The 18,927-nt window shown below is 65.4% G+C and carries 21 protein-coding genes and 2 tRNA genes; 11 read left to right on the top strand and 12 right to left on the bottom strand.

Annotated features, from left to right (window positions below; all coding sequences use genetic code 11):
- Positions 1-126: 126 nt before the first annotated feature.
- Positions 127-399 (bottom strand): hypothetical protein, encoded by a 273-nt coding sequence (locus ACSQ23_RS20755; protein ID WP_436091725.1) that lies wholly within the window; start codon positions 397-399, stop codon positions 127-129.
- A gap of 366 nt (positions 400-765) precedes the next feature.
- On the opposite strand from ACSQ23_RS20755, the gene ACSQ23_RS20760 reads away from it, so the two are divergent.
- Positions 766-1,362, top strand: a complete 597-nt coding sequence (locus ACSQ23_RS20760) for an NAD(P)H-dependent oxidoreductase (RefSeq protein WP_436091726.1) — start codon at positions 766-768, stop codon at positions 1,360-1,362.
- Positions 1,363-1,407: 45 nt separating this feature from the next.
- On the opposite strand, the gene ACSQ23_RS20765 is transcribed toward ACSQ23_RS20760, so the two are convergent.
- Positions 1,408-1,482, bottom strand: a tRNA-Thr gene (locus tag ACSQ23_RS20765).
- A gap of 132 nt (positions 1,483-1,614) precedes the next feature.
- Here ACSQ23_RS20765 and ACSQ23_RS20770 point away from each other — a divergent pair.
- On the top strand, positions 1,615-1,830 hold the full coding sequence (locus ACSQ23_RS20770) for a hypothetical protein (protein WP_436091727.1): 216 nt from the start codon (positions 1,615-1,617) through the stop codon (positions 1,828-1,830).
- A gap of 137 nt (positions 1,831-1,967) precedes the next feature.
- On the top strand, positions 1,968-3,254 hold the full coding sequence (murA, locus tag ACSQ23_RS20775; RefSeq protein WP_436091728.1) for a UDP-N-acetylglucosamine 1-carboxyvinyltransferase: 1,287 nt from the start codon (positions 1,968-1,970) through the stop codon (positions 3,252-3,254).
- 141 nt (positions 3,255-3,395) lie between these two features.
- Here murA and ACSQ23_RS20780 read toward each other — a convergent pair whose 3' ends face one another.
- From ACSQ23_RS20780 to ACSQ23_RS20800, 5 genes are all read right to left on the bottom strand, one after another.
- Entirely contained in the window at positions 3,396-4,448 is a 1,053-nt protein-coding gene (locus ACSQ23_RS20780) for an ABC transporter permease (protein ID WP_436091729.1), read from the bottom strand.
- Positions 4,445-5,410, bottom strand: a complete 966-nt coding sequence (locus ACSQ23_RS20785; RefSeq protein WP_436090201.1) for an ABC transporter ATP-binding protein — start codon at positions 5,408-5,410, stop codon at positions 4,445-4,447. Before ACSQ23_RS20785 ends, ACSQ23_RS20780 begins: the two co-directional genes overlap by 4 nt.
- Before the next feature lie 99 nt (positions 5,411-5,509).
- Complete coding sequence (locus ACSQ23_RS20790) at positions 5,510-5,794, bottom strand: HlyD family efflux transporter periplasmic adaptor subunit (protein ID WP_436091730.1); 285 nt, start codon at positions 5,792-5,794, stop codon at positions 5,510-5,512.
- An 84-nt stretch (positions 5,795-5,878) separates the two neighbouring features.
- Positions 5,879-6,160 carry a hypothetical protein gene (locus tag ACSQ23_RS20795; RefSeq protein ID WP_436091731.1) on the bottom strand — a complete coding sequence of 94 codons (282 nt, stop codon included), beginning with the start codon at positions 6,158-6,160 and terminating at the stop codon, positions 5,879-5,881.
- Positions 6,161-6,497: 337 nt separating this feature from the next.
- Positions 6,498-6,974, bottom strand: coding sequence for a TetR/AcrR family transcriptional regulator (locus ACSQ23_RS20800; protein WP_436091732.1), 477 nt, complete (start codon positions 6,972-6,974; stop codon positions 6,498-6,500).
- 317 nt (positions 6,975-7,291) lie between these two features.
- Here ACSQ23_RS20800 and ACSQ23_RS20805 point away from each other — a divergent pair, with 317 nt between their 5' ends.
- The 7 genes from ACSQ23_RS20805 (at position 7,292) to yacG (ending at position 11,716) form a co-directional block, all read left to right on the top strand.
- Positions 7,292-7,720: a DUF2948 family protein gene (locus ACSQ23_RS20805; RefSeq protein ID WP_436091733.1), complete on the top strand. Its 429-nt coding sequence runs from the start codon at positions 7,292-7,294 to the stop codon at positions 7,718-7,720.
- Complete coding sequence (hisD, locus tag ACSQ23_RS20810; RefSeq protein WP_436091734.1) at positions 7,720-9,012, top strand: histidinol dehydrogenase; 1,293 nt, start codon at positions 7,720-7,722, stop codon at positions 9,010-9,012. The genes ACSQ23_RS20805 and hisD overlap by 1 nt, the downstream gene beginning before the upstream one ends.
- The gene (locus ACSQ23_RS20815; protein ID WP_436091735.1) at positions 9,013-9,978 is read left to right on the top strand and encodes a UPF0262 family protein; all 966 of its coding nucleotides are present in this window, start codon (positions 9,013-9,015) and stop codon (positions 9,976-9,978) included.
- Positions 9,979-10,300: 322 nt separating this feature from the next.
- Positions 10,301-10,519 (top strand): translation initiation factor IF-1, encoded by a 219-nt coding sequence (gene infA / locus ACSQ23_RS20820; protein ID WP_055048078.1) that lies wholly within the window; start codon positions 10,301-10,303, stop codon positions 10,517-10,519.
- A gap of 49 nt (positions 10,520-10,568) precedes the next feature.
- Positions 10,569-10,787 (top strand): translation initiation factor IF-1, encoded by a 219-nt coding sequence (infA, locus tag ACSQ23_RS20825; protein ID WP_035082742.1) that lies wholly within the window; start codon positions 10,569-10,571, stop codon positions 10,785-10,787.
- Between the two features lie 8 nt (positions 10,788-10,795).
- Positions 10,796-11,434: a Maf-like protein gene (locus ACSQ23_RS20830; protein ID WP_055884460.1), complete on the top strand. Its 639-nt coding sequence runs from the start codon at positions 10,796-10,798 to the stop codon at positions 11,432-11,434.
- Positions 11,435-11,500: 66 nt separating this feature from the next.
- Positions 11,501-11,716: a DNA gyrase inhibitor YacG gene (gene yacG / locus ACSQ23_RS20835; protein ID WP_069907826.1), complete on the top strand. Its 216-nt coding sequence runs from the start codon at positions 11,501-11,503 to the stop codon at positions 11,714-11,716.
- A 187-nt stretch (positions 11,717-11,903) separates the two neighbouring features.
- Here the strand turns inward: yacG and ACSQ23_RS20840 are convergent, their stop codons facing one another.
- Positions 11,904-12,275 carry an endonuclease domain-containing protein gene (locus tag ACSQ23_RS20840; protein WP_436091736.1) on the bottom strand — a complete coding sequence of 124 codons (372 nt, stop codon included), beginning with the start codon at positions 12,273-12,275 and terminating at the stop codon, positions 11,904-11,906.
- Positions 12,276-12,400: 125 nt separating this feature from the next.
- On the bottom strand, positions 12,401-13,162 hold the full coding sequence (locus ACSQ23_RS20845) for an SDR family NAD(P)-dependent oxidoreductase (RefSeq protein WP_436091737.1): 762 nt from the start codon (positions 13,160-13,162) through the stop codon (positions 12,401-12,403).
- A gap of 210 nt (positions 13,163-13,372) precedes the next feature.
- Between ACSQ23_RS20845 and ACSQ23_RS20850 the strand changes: the two genes are divergently transcribed.
- A tRNA-Phe gene (locus ACSQ23_RS20850) sits at positions 13,373-13,448 on the top strand.
- 46 nt (positions 13,449-13,494) lie between these two features.
- On the opposite strand, the gene ACSQ23_RS20855 is transcribed toward ACSQ23_RS20850, so the two are convergent.
- Genes ACSQ23_RS20855 through ACSQ23_RS20865 form a run of 3 tightly spaced genes read right to left on the bottom strand, consistent with a single transcriptional unit; the run spans position 13,495 to position 18,925 of the window.
- Complete coding sequence (locus tag ACSQ23_RS20855) at positions 13,495-15,816, bottom strand: glycosyl hydrolase family 95 catalytic domain-containing protein (RefSeq protein WP_436091738.1); 2,322 nt, start codon at positions 15,814-15,816, stop codon at positions 13,495-13,497.
- Between the two features lie 32 nt (positions 15,817-15,848).
- Complete coding sequence (locus tag ACSQ23_RS20860) at positions 15,849-16,907, bottom strand: LacI family DNA-binding transcriptional regulator (protein ID WP_055887212.1); 1,059 nt, start codon at positions 16,905-16,907, stop codon at positions 15,849-15,851.
- Positions 16,904-18,925 carry a beta-galactosidase trimerization domain-containing protein gene (locus ACSQ23_RS20865; RefSeq protein ID WP_436091739.1) on the bottom strand — a complete coding sequence of 674 codons (2,022 nt, stop codon included), beginning with the start codon at positions 18,923-18,925 and terminating at the stop codon, positions 16,904-16,906. Before ACSQ23_RS20865 ends, ACSQ23_RS20860 begins: the two co-directional genes overlap by 4 nt.
- Positions 18,926-18,927 lie beyond the last annotated feature (2 nt).

Here is an 18,927-nt window from a genome sequence, read left to right on the forward strand (position 1 = left end):
CCACTTGGTGCTCCGCTGAGGCCCCCAAAAGTTGGCCAAAAATGCGAGGTGTCGATCTCGACAGGCGTGGCAACCGCGCACCCCCCGCACCATCCCCGCACCTCACACCTAGTGCGCTTCGCTGTCCTACGGCTTCTTTGATCGGCGGCGCTCAAGCTGGACGCCCCAGCGGTTCCCCGCCATGCCACCGAACAGCGTCACGATAGTGACCACGATCCACCACCCGGCCATGGCACCGCCGAACGCCGCGATGCCAAGCGGGGGCACAAGGATCAAGGCAACGCCGAACCCGAGGCCAACCCCTGCCGCAGTCCACTTCCGCTCGGGCGTCTTGGTGACGTAGGCGACAGACGCACGCCAGAGCCGGAGGGAGATCTCGGTGAATGCTTCCAACGCCATGCGCAGTGCCCCTTGGTGAACCGGCCCCGCGCCCGAACAGGGGGGACTATGCACCCTGAGGCCGTCACCGGCCCCATACCAAATTCCCCGCTCAATCCGTCGCTGCCAATCCCCGGTTTCCGGGCATCTTCGACCACGCTTGACGCCATACCGAAATCAAGTGGTTCCGTTGTGGTGCAGGACGCGAACGTCCCGCGCGGCCAGAGCAGCCATTACCCAGTTGCGGATCGATAGGGGCGAAGGTGCACCCAGCAGCGGGGGAGCTCGAACGTACTGGTGGGTCGCATGCGCGTTACGTGACGGCGGACCTTGCGGGGTTTTTGCGCAAGCTGCCATAGTCGGATGGACGCAGGGGGGCCGCCCGTCATGAAGGTCAACGTCGTCTATGCGCATCCGGCGGTCGGCAGCTACCAGGCGTCGCTGCACCAGCGGATCCTGCGGACGCTCAACGCCAGGGGCGACGAGGTCATTGATTTCGACCTTTACGCGATGAAGTTCGACCCGACGATGGGGGAGGAGGAGTGGCGCGGGCACGACGAGCCGCCACAGCCGCCACCGCAGGACCTGAAGGTCTATATCGACGCGCTGCAATGGGCCGACGCCTGCGTCTTCTGCTTTCCCACCTGGTGGTTGGGCATGCCGGCGATCCTCAAGGGTTATTTCGATCGCGTATGGCGTCCGGGCGTGGCCTTTGAACAGCCGCCGGGTGGAGGTCTCATCAAGCCGGCTCTGCGGAATCTCACTCGAATGGGCGTGGTCACCACCTGCGGCGCGCCCTGGTTCTACAACAAGCTGTTGATGCAGGATCCGGCGAGAAAGGTGCTGCTGCGCGGGTTGAAAGCCACCTGCGGCGGCCTTGGCGTGAAGCACCTCTATCTCGCGCAACACTCCGTCTACGACATCTCGCCGGAGGCGCGGGAAAAGTTCGCGCAGAAGGTCGAGCAGCGGTTCGCTCAGTTCTAGAGCGCGGGCCGATCCGATATTGTCGATAGGTTCAACGGGAAAGAATGGTGCTGCAAGAGAGGATTGAACTCTCGACCTCTCCCTTACCAAGGGAGTGCTCTACCACTGAGCTACTGCAGCGAACGCATGGGCGTGGGGCGAGGCCCCCGGCGGCGTGGGGCGGTTACTGCCACAGGGCTTTGGCTGGTGCAAGCGCAAAAAGCTTGCAAACGGGCTACAGCAGCGAACGTGGCTTTGCTGCTAGGGTGGCGCGTGAAATCGAGTGACGTGAAGGCAAGGCTGGACGTGGCTGACGACGCGGCGAAGCGCGAGCAAAGATTGGCCGCAAAGCTTCGGGAGAACCTGAAGCGGCGGAAAGAACAAGCGCGGGCCCGGGCGGCGGGCACCGGCAAATCTCTACCCGAGACGGAATCGAACGACACGGCCGATGTGGCCGCGTTGAAGCCGCTTGGTGACTCGGATAGCTAAGAGCGCTTTCAGGAAAAGTTGCAGACTTTTCCGGTTCGAAAGCGCGACAAATAGGGATTTGGAGCTTTTCGCCGTTTCACAGAAACGGTGAGATGCTCCAAGCAAGGGGCAGAACGCTCCGCAGTCGGGAAGACAACATGGATCGCATTCGTCTGGTGGGTGGCAATGAGTTGAGGGGCGAGATCCCCATCTCGGGCGCCAAGAACGCGGCGTTGCCGCTGATGATCGCGTCGCTGCTGACCAAAGACCCACTGGTGCTGGAGAACGTGCCGCGGCTGGCGGACGTCAACCAGCTCGAAAAAATCCTCGAGAATCACGGCGTCGATATCGCCGTGCATGGCCGCAAGGCGCCGACGCTGGAAGGCCAGCGGATGACGCTGCAGGCGGCCGAGATCGTCGACACCACGGCGCCGTACGAGCTGGTCTCGACCATGCGCGCGAGCTTCTGGGTGATCGGGCCGCTGCTGGCGCGGGCGCATGAGGCGCGGGTGTCGCTGCCGGGCGGCTGCGCCATCGGCACGCGGCCGGTAGACCTGTTCCTCGCGGGCCTGAAGGAACTGGGCGCCGAGATCGAAATCGATGAAGGCTATGTGGTGGCGCGCGCCCCCAAGGGCGGCTTGCGCGGCGCCCGCGTGGTGTTCCCCAAGGTGACGGTGGGTGCGACGCACGTGCTGCTGATGGCGGCGACGCTGGCGAAGGGCACCACGGTGCTCGAGAACGCCGCGATGGAGCCCGAGATCAGCGATGTCGCCGAGTGCCTGGTGAAGATGGGCGCGAAGATTTCCGGCATCGGCACGCGGACGCTGACCATCGAGGGCGTCGACGAGTTGCATGGGGCGACCCATGCCGTGGTGGCGGACCGGATCGAGACCGGTACCTATGCCATGGCGGCGGCGATGACCGGCGGTGACGTGCTGCTGAAGCATGCGCGGGCCGAGCACCTGCAGGCGGCGCTCGATACGCTGGCGCTCGCAGGGGTAGAGATCAGCTCGGAAGCGGACGGCATCCGGGTCAGGCGCAACGGCAACGGCATCCAGGCGGTGCATGCCGAGACGCAGCCGTTCCCGGGCTTTCCGACGGACCTGCAGGCGCAGTTCATGGCGCTGATGACCATGGCCAACGGCACCTCGCAGATCCGCGAGACCATTTTCGAGAACCGCTACATGCATGTGGCCGAGCTCGCCCGCTTCGGCGCCGACATCAAGGTCGATGGCCAGGTGGCGACAGTGACCGGCGTGCCGCAGCTCAAAGGCGCGCAGGTGATGGCGACCGACCTTCGCGCCTCGGTGTCGCTGGTGATCGCCGGGCTCGCGGCGCGCGGCGAGACGGTGGTCAACCGGATTTACCACCTCGACCGCGGGTTTGAGCGGCTCGAGGACAAGCTGAGCGCGGTTGGCGCGGAGATCGAGCGGGTTACGGGGTGACGTAGCGGACTCGGGTCGGGGGGTGGTCGGCCATTGTGGCTCCCCGCGCCTTTTTAGCCGAATGAGTGTCTGCCGATAGCGCAGCATGGCGACAACCGTGATCAACAGCACGATCACGCCGAGCGCGGTCAGCTCAGCGGGTCACATCGAATGTCCCGGCGCCCTCTTCAGCATCACCTTGCGAATGAGCCGGATGAAATGCGTCGCCGGCACGGCCTGGCCGATGAACTGCGCCCAGCCCGGCATGCCGGCGAACGGGAACATGAAGCCGGAGAGGAGGATCGAGGGCAGGATGGTGAAAAAGCTCAGCTGCATCGCCTGCATCTGGCTCTTGGCCGCCGTCGAGATCAAAAAGCCCAGCGCCAGGTTCACCACGATGAACAGGTTGAAGCCGAGGAAGAACGCCCAGACGCTGCCCTCGAACGGCACCCCGAAGACGAGGCTCGCTGCCGCGAGAAACACCGCGGTCTGCACATAGCCGACGAACACATAGGGCAGGATCTTGCCCAGCATCACCTCGAGCGGCTTTACCGGCGTCGCGATCAGCATCTCCATGGTGCCGCGCTCGGTCTCCTTGACGATCGCCACCGCGGTGATCATCACCATGGTCATCGACAGGATGATGGCCAGCAGCCCCGGCACGATATTGGTCGAGGTCTTGCCTTCCGGGTTATACTCCCGGTGCACCACCATCGAGAACGGCGCCGACCCCGCCTGCTGCGCCAGGGGTCCGGTCAGCGTCTCGCCGATCGCCACGTTGACGATCCCCGACAGCGCCGCCACTGCCCCGCCGGTCGCCGATGGGTCCGACGCGTCGGCTGCCACCAGAATCTCCGGCTTGTTGCCGCGCACCACGTCGCGCTCAAAATCCTCGGGGATCACCACGACGAAGTTGGCTTCACCCCGGCGCAGCGCCTCTTCGCCCTCGCCGATCCCGGAGACCGCGCCTTTGAAGGCGAAGTAGGACGAGTTCTGCATCCCCGCGATCACCGCCCGGCTCAACGGCCCGTTATCGCCCATCTCCACCAGCGTCGGCAGGTTGCGCGGGTCGGCGTTGATGGCAAAGCCGAACAGGAACAGCTGGATGATCGGCAACCCGATCATCATGCCGAAGGTGATGCGGTCGCGCCGCATCTGGATGAATTCCTTGTAGAGCACGGCGCCGAAGCGCTTGAGCGAGAAGCCGAGGTTCATGCCGCCTGCTTTCCCGCCGGCGCGGCGCCGCTATCACCAGCGAAATTGTCGCGTGCCCCCGTCATCAGGTAGATGAAGGCCTCCTCGAGCCCGGCAACCTGCAGGCTCCAGCGATGCGTGCCTTCCGCTTTGAGCCGCTCGACCGTCGATTCCAGCGCCGCCTTGTCGGTGCCCGAGACGTGCAGCACCGTGCCGAAGCGCGCCACCTGCACTACGCCGGGCTCCTTGAGCAGCCGGTCCTCGAGTTTGGCCAGCTCGGGCCCTTCCACCCGCCACGTCTCGAGCCCCACCATTTCGGGAATCTTGCCCGAGGGCCCGTCGATCAACTTCTTGCCGTAGGCGATGTAAGTGATGAAGTCGCACTGCACGGCCTCGTCCATGTAGTGGGTCGAGACCAGCACGGTGACACCCATGGCGGAAAGCCGGCGGATCTCGTCCCAGAAATCGCGCCGTGCCTTGGGGTCGACGCCGGCGGTGGGTTCATCGAGCAGCAGCAGTTTCGGCTCATGCAGCAGGCACGCCGCCAGCGCCAGCCGCTGCTTCCAGCCGCCCGACAGTGAGCCGGCCAGCTGCCTCGAGCGGTCGGCGAGCCCGAGATCGGCCAGCGCCTGGTCGACCCGTTGTTTCCTTCGGTCGAGCCGGTACATGCGCGCCACGAAATCGAGGTTCTCGCGGATCGAGAGGTCCTCGTAATACGAGAACTTCTGCGTCATGTAGCCGACCTGCTCCTTGATCTGCTCGGCTTGTTTCCGCACATCGAAACCGAGGCAGGTGCCCTCACCCTCATCCGGCGTCAGCAGCCCGCAGAGCATGCGAATGGTGGTGGTCTTGCCTGAGCCGTTCGGCCCCAGAAACCCGTAAATCGCGCCCTTCGGCACCTGGATGTCGAAATGGTCGACCACCCGCTTCGGCCCGAAATTCTTGGTTAGCCCATGCACATCGATGACCAGCGGCTCGCTCATGGCAGCACGGTGACCGGCTGGCCCGGCTGCAGCTTTGCCGCATCATCAAGCCGCGCTTGACGAGATAGACGAGCCGGCTGCGCTCCTCGGTCGAATAGATCACCGGTGGCGTCGTTCGCGCCTGCTCGCGATATGCACCACGGTCGCTGCCATATCGGCGCAGCCATCGCAGGTGACGGTCACTGCCTGCCCGACGGAAAGGCTCGACCGCGCCGTCTCTGGTACGAAGAACCGCGCCTCAAGCGCCTTGTCCGGCAGAATGGAGGCAATCGGGGTCCCCACGGCCGCCACTTCGCCCACGGCATAATAGAGTTTTTCAATGACGCCTGCGGCCGGCGCATGCACTTGCCGTTCGGGAGAAGATTTATCCGCGCCCTTGAGCATCGGCCTCTGCCGCGGCGAGATTGGCCTCCGCCGCCACCTGCTGACCTGAGCGCGCCGGCAGTTCGGCCACCGCCAGTTGCGCCTTCAATTGTTCGACGGCGCCTCGGCCGACGCCACCGCATTGCTGTCCACCTCGACCTTGGCCGCCGAAACCGTGCCCGCTTTTTCAAGCTGCTCGCTGCGCGTGAGATTTGTCCTCTTTCGCGCCAGCCCCAGATCCGCCTCGGCCTTGCTCAGCGAAGCGCGGATGACATCGAGTTCTTCGCTGCGGCTGCCGGTCTCGAGATTTTCGAGCGTCGCCCGCGCCGCCGCCACGCGCGCCTCGGCCGCCGACAGCAGGGCTCGCTGCTGGCTCTGATCGAGCACGAGCAGGTCGCCTGCGCCTCACCGACTGGCCTTCGGCCACCGCGATTTCCGTGATCCGTCCTGCGCTCACCGGCGCGACATAGACATAGTCGGCCCTGATATAGCCGGTGAAGCCAGTGGGCCCGGCATCGTGCGCGAAGAAGGCGAGAACGGCCGCCAACAGACCGCCGAAAAGTCGCTCATGGCGTCTCCTTCGCCCGCAGGCGAAATGCCGTGAAACAGGATATCGAGGTGGTTTTCCACCAGCCGGTCGAGCGTCAGCCCTCTTTTCCGCCGCATGCTGAAACTTCGCTCAGCGCCACATGGGCCACGATGGGCCTGACAATGGAGCGCACGGTCATTTCCGGATCGATTTTCGCAACTGCCCCGAAGCGACGCCGCGCGCCACCAGCGCCGTCAGCGCCGGGATCACCTTGCCCAGCACCTCGCGGCGATAGAGTTCGGCAATGGCCGGAAAATTCATGATCTCGCGCAGGATCAGCCGCGGCACCGCGAGATTATTGGGATCAGAGCAGATTTTGCAGCGTATGCACCAGCATGGCGATGGGCAGGCGCGGATCGCCTTCGAACTGGGCCATATCCGGCACCGCCCGCTCTGCAATCGGGCCACCCGCCGCACCAGCCCTTCGAGCAGCGCTTCCTTGGATGGAAAGTAGAGATAGACCGTGCCCTTGCTCAGCCCGGCGCGCTTGGCGATGTCCTCGACCCGGGTCGAGGCGAAGCCCTTCTCGATGAACAGCTCCAGCGCCGCATCCAGCACCTCGTCCGGCCGCGCCTCTGCACGCCGGCGGAACTTCTTGTCGGTGGTGTTCATGAGGATGATTATAACTGACTGACTGGTCAGTTATCAAGTAAATTGCACCAATCACCGACTTCTTCCTCGCCCTTGCGGAGGGCCAGATTTTCTGCGTTCAGCAGAAAATCAGGGAGAGGTAATTTTCCTCCGCAGAGGAGCGAGTGCGTTAAGACTCCCGTACTTTCATCCGCCCTTCGGGCACCTTCTCCCACAAGAGAGGGGGTCGCGGGAGCCACCTGCGCTCATATGCGATTGCCCCCTCGGCGCTTAGCTTGTAGATCGTCTGTCGGGCCCCCACTTGCTGGTCAATTCCACCGTTTCCGGACCCCCAACACATGACCGATCTCAAGCTTCTGGCGCTTGATAGCGAAGACCTCGACGTGATTTCGGCGACCACGCAGGACGCCATCGTGCGCGTCGGCGATATGGGTTACGCCAAGGCCGACCAGCGCTTTGCGCTGCTGATGAACCGCTATGCCTGGGAAGACGGTGGAAACGCCAAGGCGGGGGTGCGGAAGCGCGCGGCTTTGCACTTCGACCGGGTGACCGGGGTGAAGGTGGCGGGGATCGACACCAATTCGCTCGAGGGCGCGCTGGAACTGCTGACCATCCGCTTCACCGAGAACGCGGCGCCGAGCGGCTGGGTCGACCTGGCGTTTGCCGGCGGCGGCACGGTGCGGCTGGAAGTGGAAGTGCTGGAAGCGCGGCTGCAGGATCTGGGCGCCGCCTGGGCGGCGAAGGTCAAACCCGAGCACGTCGACTAATGCCAGTTATTCTGGACAGCCGGGATGCCGGCTTTGCCGAAGCTTTCGAGACACTGCTGAATTCGAAGCGCGAAGCTTCGGAGGAAGTGGGCAACGCGGTGGCCACGATCCTCGCGGACGTGAAGGCACGCGGCGACGCGGCGGTGATCGAGTACACTGAAAAGTTCGACAAGCCGGCGCAGGCCGCGTGGGCGCTGCGGGTTACCGACGAGGAAATCGCCGACGCCAGTGCGCGAACCTCTGCCGAGGTGATTTCGGCGCTGACGGTGGCGCATGAGCGCATCCGCGCGCACCACGAAAAGCAGAAGCCGCTGGACCACGTCTACCAGGATCACCTCGGGGTGACGCTGGGGACGATCTGGACGCCGGTCGAGGCAGTGGGCATTTACGTGCCGGGCGGCACGGCGGCCTACCCCTCGTCGGTGCTGATGAACGCCGTGCCGGCCAAGGTTGCCGGCGCCAGCCGCATCGCCATGGTGGTGCCGATGCCGGGCGGCGAGGCCAATGATGCGGTGCTGGCGGCGGCGAAGATCGCCGGCGTGACCGAGATTTACCGGATCGGCGGAGCGCAGGCGATCGGCGCCTTGGCCTACGGCACGGCGACCATCGCCCCGGTCAGTAAGATCGTCGGGCCGGGCAATGCCTATGTGGCGGCGGCCAAGCGCCAGGTGTTCGGCACGGTGGGCATCGACATGATCGCCGGGCCGTCGGAAGTGCTGGTCATCGCCGATTCTTCCGCCAACCCGGCCTGGGTGGCGGCGGACCTGCTGGCGCAGGCCGAGCATGGCGGCGGGGCGCAATCGATCCTCATCACCACCGACCCCAGGCTGGCCGATGTTGTCGAGGACGAAGTGTGGCGGCAGATCGAGCTGTTGCCGCGGGCCGAGATCACCCGCGCCGGCTGGGAAGAGTTCGGCGCGATCATCACCGTCGCCTCGATGGCGGAAGCGGTGGAGCTCGCCAACCGCATCGCGTCCGAGCACGTGGAACTGGCGATCGAGGATCCGCAGGCGCTGCTCCCCAAAATCCGCAATGCTGGTGCCATCTTTCTCGGGCATCACACGCCCGAGGCGATCGGCGATTATGTGGGCGGTTCGAACCATGTGCTGCCGACCGCCCGCTCGGCGCGCTATGCGTCCGGCCTGGGGGTGCTCGATTTCATGAAACGGACCTCGGTACTCGGGTGCGACCCAGCCTCGCTGGCGGAACTGGCTCCATCAGCCCGGACGCTGGCGATAACCGAGGGGCTCGGGGCGCATGAGCGCTCGATCGCCATAAGGCTCAATCGCTAGATGGCGCTGACGCCGCGACAGTTCGATCCGAAAAGCGATCGCATCGTCGCCGTGACGCTGGACCCCAACACCATCACCTCGGTCGACCCCGACGAGGTGCATGAGTGGCGCATCGCCATCTACGACCTGGTCGAGGAGAACGTCTTCGCCCCGGCGCGGGTGAAGGCGACCGGGCCTTACGCGCTGCACGTCTCGATCATCTCGAACTACATCGTGCTCGATGTGCGCAACCCCGACACCTATGAGCCGATCGCCGCGCACTATCTGTCGCTGACGCCGTTCCGGCGGCTGATCCGCGACTATTTCCGCATTCGCGAAAGCTATTACGACGCGATCAAGACCGGCTCGACCTACCAGATCGAAACCGTCGACATGGCGCGGCGCGGCCTGCACAACGAGGCGGCGGAGCTGCTGCGCACCCGGCTCGACAACAAGCTGGAGATGGACCTCAACACCGCACGTCGGCTGTTCACGCTGATCTGCGCGGTGCAGCCCTTCGCCAGCCGGATCGACGAGCGCGAGTCGAACCTGCCGACAGTGCTGTTCGTCTGCTCGATGAACTCGGTGCGCTCGCCGATCGCCGCGGCGCTGGCGCGGCGGTTCTTTCCCGGCCGGCTGATCGTCCGCTCGGCCGGGGTGCGCTCGGGCAAGGCCGATGGGTTCGTGCACGAAGTGATGGAAGAAATCGGCATCGATATGAGCGTGCATACTCCGCACACCATGGACGAGCTGGTGGCCAACCATTTCGACCTCGTCATCACGCTGTCGACCGACGCGCCCGAGGCGGTCGAACGGCGTGGGCTGGAGATGGGGGCGATCGAGCACTGGCCGATGCCGGACCCCACCGAGACCGAGGGCAACCGCGAAGCGGTGCTCAGCGCCTATCGCACCCTGCGCGATACACTGCAGCAGCGGGTGCGCGAACGGCTCGACAAGCTGGTGGCGGCGCCGGCGAAGGTGGGGTGAGCGGGCTGACTGATAGAGACGGCCCCCTCCCGACCTCCCCCATAAAGGGGGAGGTGAAGAGTCGAGGCTCTGTCTATGATCGTACCGAGTGAACCGGCAGGGCACCTCCCCCTTCATGGGGGAGGATGGGAGGGGGCCGTCTGCCTGCAGTCAGCGCGCAAACGTCACCCACTTCTCAAATCGTACCGCATTCCCCATATCAACAGAGCATCCCCACCTGCGGGTGGTTCACAAACCGGGCGACATCCAGTATAGGTGGCGCCCAATTCAAGCCCCCGACATTGCCAGTAACGTGTTTCGCGGGGCCGTCTCAGGAGAGAGAATGGCTAAGGAAGAAGTGCTCGAATTTCCGGGCGTGATCACGGAACTGCTGCCGAATGCGACTTTTCGCGTGAAGCTGGAGAATGAGCACGAGATCATCGCCCATACGGCGGGCCGGCTGCGCAAGAACCGCATCCGTGTGCTGGCGGGCGACAAGGTGCTGGTCGAAATGACCCCCTACGACCTGACCAAGGGCCGGATCAACTACCGCTTCAGGTAAGATCCGGAAGTGCGGCGGGTGACACTGCCGCGCTGCTGATGGAGACAGTATGGCTAAGGAAGAAGTGCTCGAATTTCCGGGAGTGGTCACCGAACTGCTGCCCAACGCGACGTTTCGGGTGAAACTGGAAAACGAGCACGAGATCATCGCCCATACTGCCGGCCGCATGCGCAAGAATCGCATCCGTGTGTTGGCGGGTGACAAGGTGTTGTGCGAAATGACACCTTACGATCTGACCAAGGGCCGGATCACCTACCGCTTCAAATAGGGCACCCAATGGCCAGCCGTCCCGAGCTTATCCTCGCGTCCGCCTCGCCGCGGCGCCTCGCGCTGCTCAACCAGATCGGCATCGAGCCGGAACATCTGGTGCCGGCGCATATCGATGAGACGCCGGAAAAAGGCGAGCTGCCGCGCAAGCTCGCGCAGCGCCTCGCCGACCAGAAGGCGATCACCGCGCAGCACAAGGCCAAGACCACCGGCATCGCGGGTAACGCGCTGGTGCTGGCGGCAGATACCGTGGTGGCCGTGGGCCGCCGCATCCTGCCCAAGGCCGAGACGATGGAAGAAGCCTCGGAGTGCCTGCGCGTGCTCTCGGGCCGCTCGCACCGGGTGTTCACCGCCGTCACCATGCTGACGCCGTCGGGCCAGATGCGCAAACGCCTGGTCGAAACCCGCATCCGCTTCAAGCGGCTCTCGGCCCGCGAGATCGAAAGCTACCTCGCCAGCGCCGAATGGCGCGACAAGGCCGGCGGCTACGCCATCCAGGGCATCGCCGGGGCGTTCGTCCTGAAGCTTCAGGGCTCCTACTCGGCGGTGGTCGGGCTGCCACTCAACGAGACGGTGGGGCTGTTGGCGGGTGAAGGCTATCCGGTGCATTTCAACTGGCTCAACCAGTCGAACCTGACAGCGGTTTAAGAGTTCTATAGTGGTCGCGCTTCCGAACCGGAAAACCGCTTCGCACTTTTCCTGGAAACGCTCCGAATGACCGCCGAGATCATCAAGCTGAAGCCGACGCGGCCCTGCCCGATCTGTGGCAAACCGTCGAGCCAGCAACACCATCCGTTCTGCTCGGGCCGTTGCCAGGACATCGACCTCAATCGCTGGCTCAGCGGGAGCTATGTGATCCCGGCCGAGCCGGTGGAGGTGGATGAGGAGGATGGGGTTCCCAAGATCGATGAGGCGGAAGACGAGGAGTAGGGTCCGCAAAACGACCTCCTCTCTTGCAAAATCTAAGGCTTAGCCAAACGGCTAAACCTAAGATTTTGCTTTCTCCCCCGCCAAGGGGGAGATGTTCGGTGGCTTCCATTTGCATCGGCGCATCAGTCGGGACTCTCCCCCTTGGCGGGGGAGAAAGCGAAAACTTGGGTTTAGCGCAGCTAGGCCCTTAGTTTTCGCCAGAGAGGGGGTCGCGATCTCTCAGCACGATCCGCAGCTTCTCGTACACCCCGCCGAGGTTCTCCAGCACGTCGTTGTTCCAGAACCGCAGCGTGCGAAAGCCTGCCGCCCGAAAGTGCTCGTCGCGCACCAGATCCGCAGCAGAGCCGCTGTGCTGGCCACCATCGAGTTCGATGATCAGCCTGGCCTCAAGGCAGACGAAGTCGAGGATGTAGCCGTCGAGCGGCACCTGGCGCTTGAACTTCAAGCCATCGAGTTGCCCGGCGCGGAGCACGGACCAGAGTTTGCGTTCGGCGTCGGTGCTGTCGGTGCGGAGGGATTTGGCGAAGGCGCGGTGCCGAGGCGGGACTGGTTGGCGCATCCTTCACGTCCCCCTCTCTTGCGATTTCTAAGGCTTAGCCAAACGGCTAAACCTAAGAAATCGCTTTCTCCCCCGCCAAGGGGGAGATGCCCGACTGATGATCCGGCGTCTGCCGCCTCCACCCCTCACGGCATCAGTTGCCCGCCGTTCACGTCGATGATCTGGCCGGTGATGTAGCCGGACATCGAGTCCGAAGCCAAAAACACATAGGCGCCGACGCAATCTTCGGCCGTGCCCAGCCGCTGCATCGGGATCTGTGCGGCGGCGTTGTCCTTGACCGATTGCGGGGTCTTGTCGTGGAACGGGGTGATGATGAAGCCCGGGGCGACGACGTTGACGCGGATGTGGTCGGGGGCGAACTCGCGGGCCGCGTTGCGGGTGATCGAGTGCACCGCGGCCTTGGCCGAGGCGTAGACGGCCGAGCCACCAAAGCCGCCGAAGCGACCGGCCACCGAGCCGGTATTGATGATCGAACCGCCGCCGGCGGCCTTCAGGTGCGGATAGGCGGCCTTGGTGACAGCCAGCACCGAGCGGACATTGAGGTTATAGACCCGGTCGTAGGTCGCATCGTCGAAGGCGGCGTTGGTGACGCGATCGAGAATCGCGCCGGCATTGTTGATCAGGATATCGAGCCCGCCGAGCCCGGCCGCCGCATCGGCGACGATTCGGGCGGCCGAGGCCGAGTTGCTCACGTCACCGAGCACCACCACCGCCTTGCCGCTCGCGGCGCGGATCTCGGCGGCGACGGCTTCGGCGGCTTCGGCATTCTTGTTGCCGTGCACGGCGACGGCGGCGCCCAGACGCGCCAGTTCCTTGGCGACTGCGGCCCCGATGCCGGTGGACGACCCGGTGATGAGGGCGCGCTTGCCCCTGATATCCTCAAGCATGGTGGCTCCTCTTTTTGAATCGGCGGCAGACTAGCCGTGCGGCCGGCAGCAAGCCACCGGAATGGTGCAGAAACGATACCCGGGACCGGGCTTCCATGCCCGGTTTCCAAGGCGGGTTTTCCACATTGAGGAAGATGGCAAAACCCGCTTGCGCACCCCGACAATGCCCCCTATAAACCGCCCGACTTAGCGCCCTCGGGCGCCACGGTTGCCCGGGTAGCTCAGTTGGTAGAGCAGCGGATTGAAAATCCGCGTGTCACTGGTTCGATTCCGGTCCCGGGCACCACTTTCCTCCAAAGACAGCATCGACTTATCAACGCCGAGCCCACGGCTCAGCGTGGAGAGATGGCGTAGCGCGTTGCCGTCTTGCCGCTCCAGGCGAGGCGGCGCCTGCCCGCTGCGGCGCCAGTAACGAGTCGTACGGCCACAGGTCCCGACGGATCGGTTACGGCAACCTCGCCATCCGGCAGGTCGACGACGATCTCGCCGTCGCGCCCGGCCAGTATGGCTGCCGACGTCAGCCTGCCCTCCTGCCACGAAACGCTCGCCCGGTGCCCGCCACGGCAGCGGATGTCGCGGATGCTGCCTGCCGACCAGCTCGGCGGCAGCGTCTTTAACAGGCTGATGGCGCCTTCGTGGCTTTGCACCACCAGTTCGGTAAGCCCGGCCACGGCGCCGAAATTGCCGTCGATCTGGAACACGTTGCCCTCCGGCCAACCGTCATGCGGGTGGAGGACGAGCAGAGCGCGCGAGGTCAGATGGTCGAGCAGCCCGCTGATAGAGCGCTCGGCCAAATCGCGATCCCTGAGACGCGCCGCGAGGCAGAGCACCCAGGCCTGGCTCCAGCCGGTATAGCCGGTGCCGTTGTCGAGGCGGAGCGCCAGGGCGCGGCGCACCGCTTCGAACGTCTCGGGCGTACCGGTCTCGGTGATGCGGATGCCGGGATAGAGGCCGTAGAGGTGGGAGAGATGGCGGTGCCCCAGCTCGGCCGGGGTCTTGTCGTCGTCCCACTCGAGCAGGTTGCCGGCCGCGCCGATCACCGGCAGGCGCAGGCGACCGAGCGCCGCGTGCGCCCGCACTGCAAGTGGATCGGTGGGGTCGGCGAGCCCGACGAAATTCTCGAGCGTCTCGCGGATCAGTTCCTGATCCATCGCCGTGCCCGCGGTAATGGCGACCTTGGCGTCGCCGACGACAAAGCTGTGCTCGGGCGAGGTCGAGGGGCTGGCCACGAGACCATCGGCGCCGTCGTCGACCAGCATGTCGAGGGCGAACTCGGTCGCGGCGCGGAACACCGGCAGCGCCGTCTCCGCCGCAAATCCCTCCCCCGCGCTACCGTGGTCGAGATGGTGCTGCAGGTGCGCCGCCATCCAGTAGAGGCCGGCCGGCCAGTTCGACCATTGCGGGATGCCGGGCACCGGCGCGGTGAAGCGCCAGAGATCGGCATTGTGATGGGCGGTCGCCCCGGCCGCGCCATAGTAGCGCCGGGCGGTGACGGCGCCGGCTTCGGCAAGCTCGCGAGTGAGCTTGAACATCGGGGTGTGGAGGTCACCGAGACCAGTGGCCTCGGCCGGCCAGTAGTTCATCTGGGTGTTGATGTTGATGGTGTAGTTGCTCGACCATGCCGGGCGCACGTCGACATTCCAGATGCCCTGCAGGTTGCTCGCTTCGGTGCCGGGCCGCGAGCTCGAGATCATCAGGTAGCGGCCGAAATGGAACAGCAGCTCGGCCCGTTCCGCCACGGGACCTGAGGCGCTGAGGTCGAGGTCGACGCGATCGAAGAAGCGCCGATAATCGTCGCGGTGGCGCTGTCGGAGCTCGCTTGGACCGGTCTCGAGGGCCGCTGCGACGCGCGCCCGGGCCTCCAACACCAGGGCCGCGAAATCGGCGCTGGGCCGCTGATCGTGGCCGCGATAGCCCGAGGCGGCGGAGGCGATGAGGCGGAGGCCGCCGGTTTGCCTGTCGCGCTCAACTGCGGCGACGACGGCATAGCCCATGCCGGTGGCGACGGTGTCATCGGCCGCAGGCGCAGCCGCGTCGTAACGGATCGGCTCCTCACTCGGCACGTAGTTGGGAACGACATGCGCAGCCACCCGGGCGGTGGCCACCAGCCACCTGATGCCATGCTCCTCGGACAGCGAGATGTGCGTGTCGGGGTGTGGCGAAACGAACGCCATGCCCACCCTGTCGAGCGCCAGCACTCCCTGCCCCGTGGCAGTCGCCACCAGCACACCATCGGGATGGGAGACGAAGCTCTGGAGCCGAACCGCGCCGTAGCTGCTGTGGGCCACGGCCTCGGCGAGATCGAGGCGGCGGGTGTAGGCGGTCGCATCGGCATCGGCATAGGTGAGCTCGATGGCGCCGAGCGGCTGGTAGGATTGGGTCCAGGCCTTGCCCTGCAGCGCTCGCCCCAACTCGTCGGCCTTGAGGTAATCGCGGCGGCGGATCGCCTCGCGCAGTTCGGGCATCAGCCGAGCTGGACCCTCGTCGGCTGCGGGCTGCAGCGGCCCGCCGGACCACACCGTATCGAGGTTGAGGGCGAAGCGTTCGGTGCCGACGCCGCCGCCGAGCGTCGCCCCGAGCCAGCCATTGCCGATGAGGAAGCTGTCGATGAACCCGGCCGCGGGGGTATCGAGGTCAAGGCAATAGCGTGGCATGGTCGGGTCCTCGGAAGCGCGAAGGGGTTGGATCAGCGGGGGCGCTGGGCGTCTGGCAGGCGGCGGGTCGAGCCGCGGAGGATAATGTCGCAGTTGAGCGTGATGGTGTGCGGCGCGTGGCTGAGGCCGCGATCCGACAGGCGCGAGGCCATGATGGAGGTGATGGTCTCGGCGATCTTGGCCACCGGCTGAGCCACCGCGGTAATGCCGGTTTCATGCAGCTGGAACAGCGGCACGTCGTCGAAGCTGACCAGCGAGATGTCGTCGGGAACCCGCAAGCCGTGCTCCCGAAGCAGCCGCAGCGCGCCGACCGCCATGTTGTAGTTGCAGCAATAGAGTGCGGTGGGCGGTTCGGGGAGCGAGAGCAGGCGCAGCATGCCGGAATAGGCTTCGGTCTCGTACCAATGCGAATCGAGCACATAGTCGGGGTTGATCTCGATGCCGCGGCCGAGCAGCGCCTGGCGATAGCCTTCGAAGCGCTCGCCGCCGGTCCAGTCGCCGATATTGCCTGTCAGCACAGCAATGCGGGTGTGACCGATATCGAGCAGGTGCGTGACAGCGCGAAAACTCGCGGCGCGGTTTTCGACCAGTACCCGATCCACCGGCAGGCCCGGCCAGCCATTGTCGTAAAAGATCACCGGCGTGCCGTTGCCGATGAGCTCGAGGATGCGCTCATCGACGTCGTTGCGGCCATCCATGATCAGGCAATCGACCCGATGGGTGACGAAGAAATCGAGCGCATCGCCAATCGATGCCGGGTTGGCATCATGGCAATAGCTCAACAGCGCCCGGCCGGCGCGACGCATCGACCGGCTCAGATGCTCGAGCACCGGCGCGTGGAACTCCGACAGCGAGGGCACCATGAAGCCGACCGTGTTGGTGAGGTCGGCCTTCATGGCGGCGGCAATGGCGTTGCGGCGATAGCCGAGTTCGCCGATTGCCTGTTCGATCTGCTCGCGATTGCCGCGGCGCACCGGGTGGCCGTTGAGGTAGCGCGACACGGTACCGATGGCGACGCCGGCGCGGTCGGCGACCTCGACGATGGTGGCGTGGCGCCGCCGGCCGCTCTCGGTGTCGTCGGTGTCGCTCAAACCGTTCCCTCAAAGACCAGCGCGGCGTGGATGCGAAGGCTCGGGAGCCGCACTTCCACGCGATCGCCACCATTGGTGAACGGCACGTCTTCCCCCGTCAGAGCGTCATAGACGCGGGCTGGCGTACGCGGCAAGCGCACCGAGGCCGTCACCGGCCCAAGCGTCGGAATATCCTCGATCATTTCCATGACGCGGGTATGGCCTTCGCCGGCCGGCACCGCCTTGCCGCGGATCTGCGGCGCCCCATAGAGCAGGTGGAGGACATGGCGCTGCTGCGCCGCCTGCTGCGTCAACGTCGCCCGACCGGACGACGGCAGGTCGGTGACGATGGCGCGGCTGGGCAGCAGCCGGTCGATCAGCCCGCGCACCAGGTACTTGTACAGCGGCTGACCCATGGCGTGGTACATCTGGAAGATCGGGTAGGCGATGTAGCCGATGCCGCCCTTTACCGTCACCGCTGCCCCCAGCGAGGCCGCCGCGGGATCATCGGGAGCGTGCTGGTGCGAGCTGAAATGCTTGTAGCTGCGGTTGAAGTAGGAGGGGCCGATTTCGGCCAGCACCTCGGCGCCCTCGGCTGTGATCGCCTCCCCGACCCCATACATGACGAAGGGTGAGGCGGTGAGGCCGGCGTCGAGTCCGGAGGCAGCGCGGACATAGGACGGCTCGAATGCCACCTGACCGGCGCTGCGGATGCCGGCGTCGACAGCAAAACTGCCATCGGGGTTGATCGCCGACCTGCCGGACAGGATCAGCTTGCCGCCATTGTCGGCATAGGCCTTGAGCGCGGCCGCGAGCCCGGCATCGACCGGGATTTCGTCGGGCAGGATGATCAGCTTGTAGTTCTCGAACGGCGTTGCCGGGTCGATCACGTCGAACGGGAGCTTCAGCTCCTGCAGCATCTGCGCCGCGCCGTCGTCGCTCAGGTTGTTGCGCGCCCCGACCGGGTGGAAATACTCGGCGGTGAGGATCGCCACGTCCGAGACCTGACGGGCGCCCTCGAGATAGGGCTCGAGCTTTTCGATCCGCGCATAGGCCGGGCCGATCGAGGCGTAGGTGTCGGGGTTGATCGAGCCGTCGGGGTGCAACTGGTCGCCGACGAGGCACTTGACCCCCAGCGCCACCATCTGCGCTGCCTCGAATTCCAGCGCATCGGGGTGCTTGAAGCCGCCGAACTCGCCCCAGCTGGTGTGGAACTTGCCGGTATGGGCCACCATGTCGAGGCCGAGCGTTGCCGCATAGCGGGCGCTCGAGGGGAAATGGTCATAGCCCCAGCCGCCGGTCGGCAGGCTTTCGAGCTCGAGATGGGTGTAGGTGGAAAAGCGCTGCGGGCCCTGCTTGTGGATATGGCCGCAATTGTAGAAGACGCGCAGCCCGGGGAATTCGGCATTGAGCGCCGCGCTGGTCTCGGCGCGAAACCGCTCGTTGACCGCCTCATCGTTCTTCAGCCGGTCCGCCGGGTTCTCGGGGTCGAGCCCCTGCTCGGCCATGCTGGCGAGGCACTCGGCACAGACGCAATCTGGGGTGAGCACGATGTCGAAGAAGAGGCCCGGCGTCTCGTAGTTGCGGGCCACTTCGCGCGCCTGCTCGAGCAGCTCGGCGCGATAGGCCGGGTGGTTGAGGCAGAGCGTGTGCCAGCCGGCGGTCAACTGATCGGGGTCGAAGCGGTTCTCGGTGGCGCTGCGCACCCGCCATTCGGGGTGGATGCGGGCGTTGCGCTCGTCCCACTGCACCGAGATGTAGATCGGCGCCTCGATATCGGCGGCGGTCAGCGCCTTGACCATGTCGCCCATCAGGTCGGGCCGCATCAGGTTGGGGTGCGGCGCGCCGACCTTGGTGGGGTAGTACGACCAGCCATGGTGGCACTTGGCGAAGATGGTGATCGAGTTGACATGCGCCGCCTTCAGCGTCGCCACGAAATCCTCGGGGTCGAAGGCCGAGCCGATCCCCGGAATGTGCTCGGAAGTGTGGAAATCGAGGTGGATCTGGCGATAGCGGAGCGGCTTGTTCGTGGCGGGCATGA

The organism is Devosia sp. LjRoot16, from assembly GCF_964252795.1.
Classification (GTDB): Bacteria; Pseudomonadota; Alphaproteobacteria; order Rhizobiales; family Devosiaceae; genus Devosia_A.

Bases quoted from the DNA above. Each gene is read 5' to 3' on its own strand.
- ACSQ23_RS20855 (WP_436091738.1), bottom strand. From the start codon at position 15,816: ATGCCACGCTATTGCCTTGACCTCGATACCCCCGCGGCCGGGTTCATC.
- ACSQ23_RS20845 (WP_436091737.1), bottom strand. From the start codon at position 13,162: ATGCTTGAGGATATCAGGGGCAAGCGCGCCCTCATCACCGGGTCGTCC.
- murA (WP_436091728.1), top strand. From the start codon at position 1,968: ATGGATCGCATTCGTCTGGTGGGTGGCAATGAGTTGAGGGGCGAGATC.
- ACSQ23_RS20815 (WP_436091735.1), top strand. From the start codon at position 9,013: ATGGCGCTGACGCCGCGACAGTTCGATCCGAAAAGCGATCGCATCGTC.
- ACSQ23_RS20760 (WP_436091726.1), top strand. From the start codon at position 766: ATGAAGGTCAACGTCGTCTATGCGCATCCGGCGGTCGGCAGCTACCAG.
- hisD (WP_436091734.1), top strand. From the start codon at position 7,720: ATGCCAGTTATTCTGGACAGCCGGGATGCCGGCTTTGCCGAAGCTTTC.
- ACSQ23_RS20830 (WP_055884460.1), top strand. From the start codon at position 10,796: ATGGCCAGCCGTCCCGAGCTTATCCTCGCGTCCGCCTCGCCGCGGCGC.
- ACSQ23_RS20785 (WP_436090201.1), bottom strand. From the start codon at position 5,410: ATGAGCGAGCCGCTGGTCATCGATGTGCATGGGCTAACCAAGAATTTC.
- infA (WP_055048078.1), top strand. From the start codon at position 10,301: ATGGCTAAGGAAGAAGTGCTCGAATTTCCGGGCGTGATCACGGAACTG.
- ACSQ23_RS20840 (WP_436091736.1), bottom strand. From the start codon at position 12,275: ATGCGCCAACCAGTCCCGCCTCGGCACCGCGCCTTCGCCAAATCCCTC.
- ACSQ23_RS20780 (WP_436091729.1), bottom strand. From the start codon at position 4,448: ATGAACCTCGGCTTCTCGCTCAAGCGCTTCGGCGCCGTGCTCTACAAG.
- yacG (WP_069907826.1), top strand. From the start codon at position 11,501: ATGACCGCCGAGATCATCAAGCTGAAGCCGACGCGGCCCTGCCCGATC.
- ACSQ23_RS20800 (WP_436091732.1), bottom strand. From the start codon at position 6,974: ATGAACACCACCGACAAGAAGTTCCGCCGGCGTGCAGAGGCGCGGCCG.
- ACSQ23_RS20790 (WP_436091730.1), bottom strand. From the start codon at position 5,794: ATGCTCAAGGGCGCGGATAAATCTTCTCCCGAACGGCAAGTGCATGCG.
- infA (WP_035082742.1), top strand. From the start codon at position 10,569: ATGGCTAAGGAAGAAGTGCTCGAATTTCCGGGAGTGGTCACCGAACTG.
- ACSQ23_RS20805 (WP_436091733.1), top strand. From the start codon at position 7,292: ATGACCGATCTCAAGCTTCTGGCGCTTGATAGCGAAGACCTCGACGTG.
- ACSQ23_RS20865 (WP_436091739.1), bottom strand. From the start codon at position 18,925: ATGCCCGCCACGAACAAGCCGCTCCGCTATCGCCAGATCCACCTCGAT.
- ACSQ23_RS20755 (WP_436091725.1), bottom strand. From the start codon at position 399: ATGGCGTTGGAAGCATTCACCGAGATCTCCCTCCGGCTCTGGCGTGCG.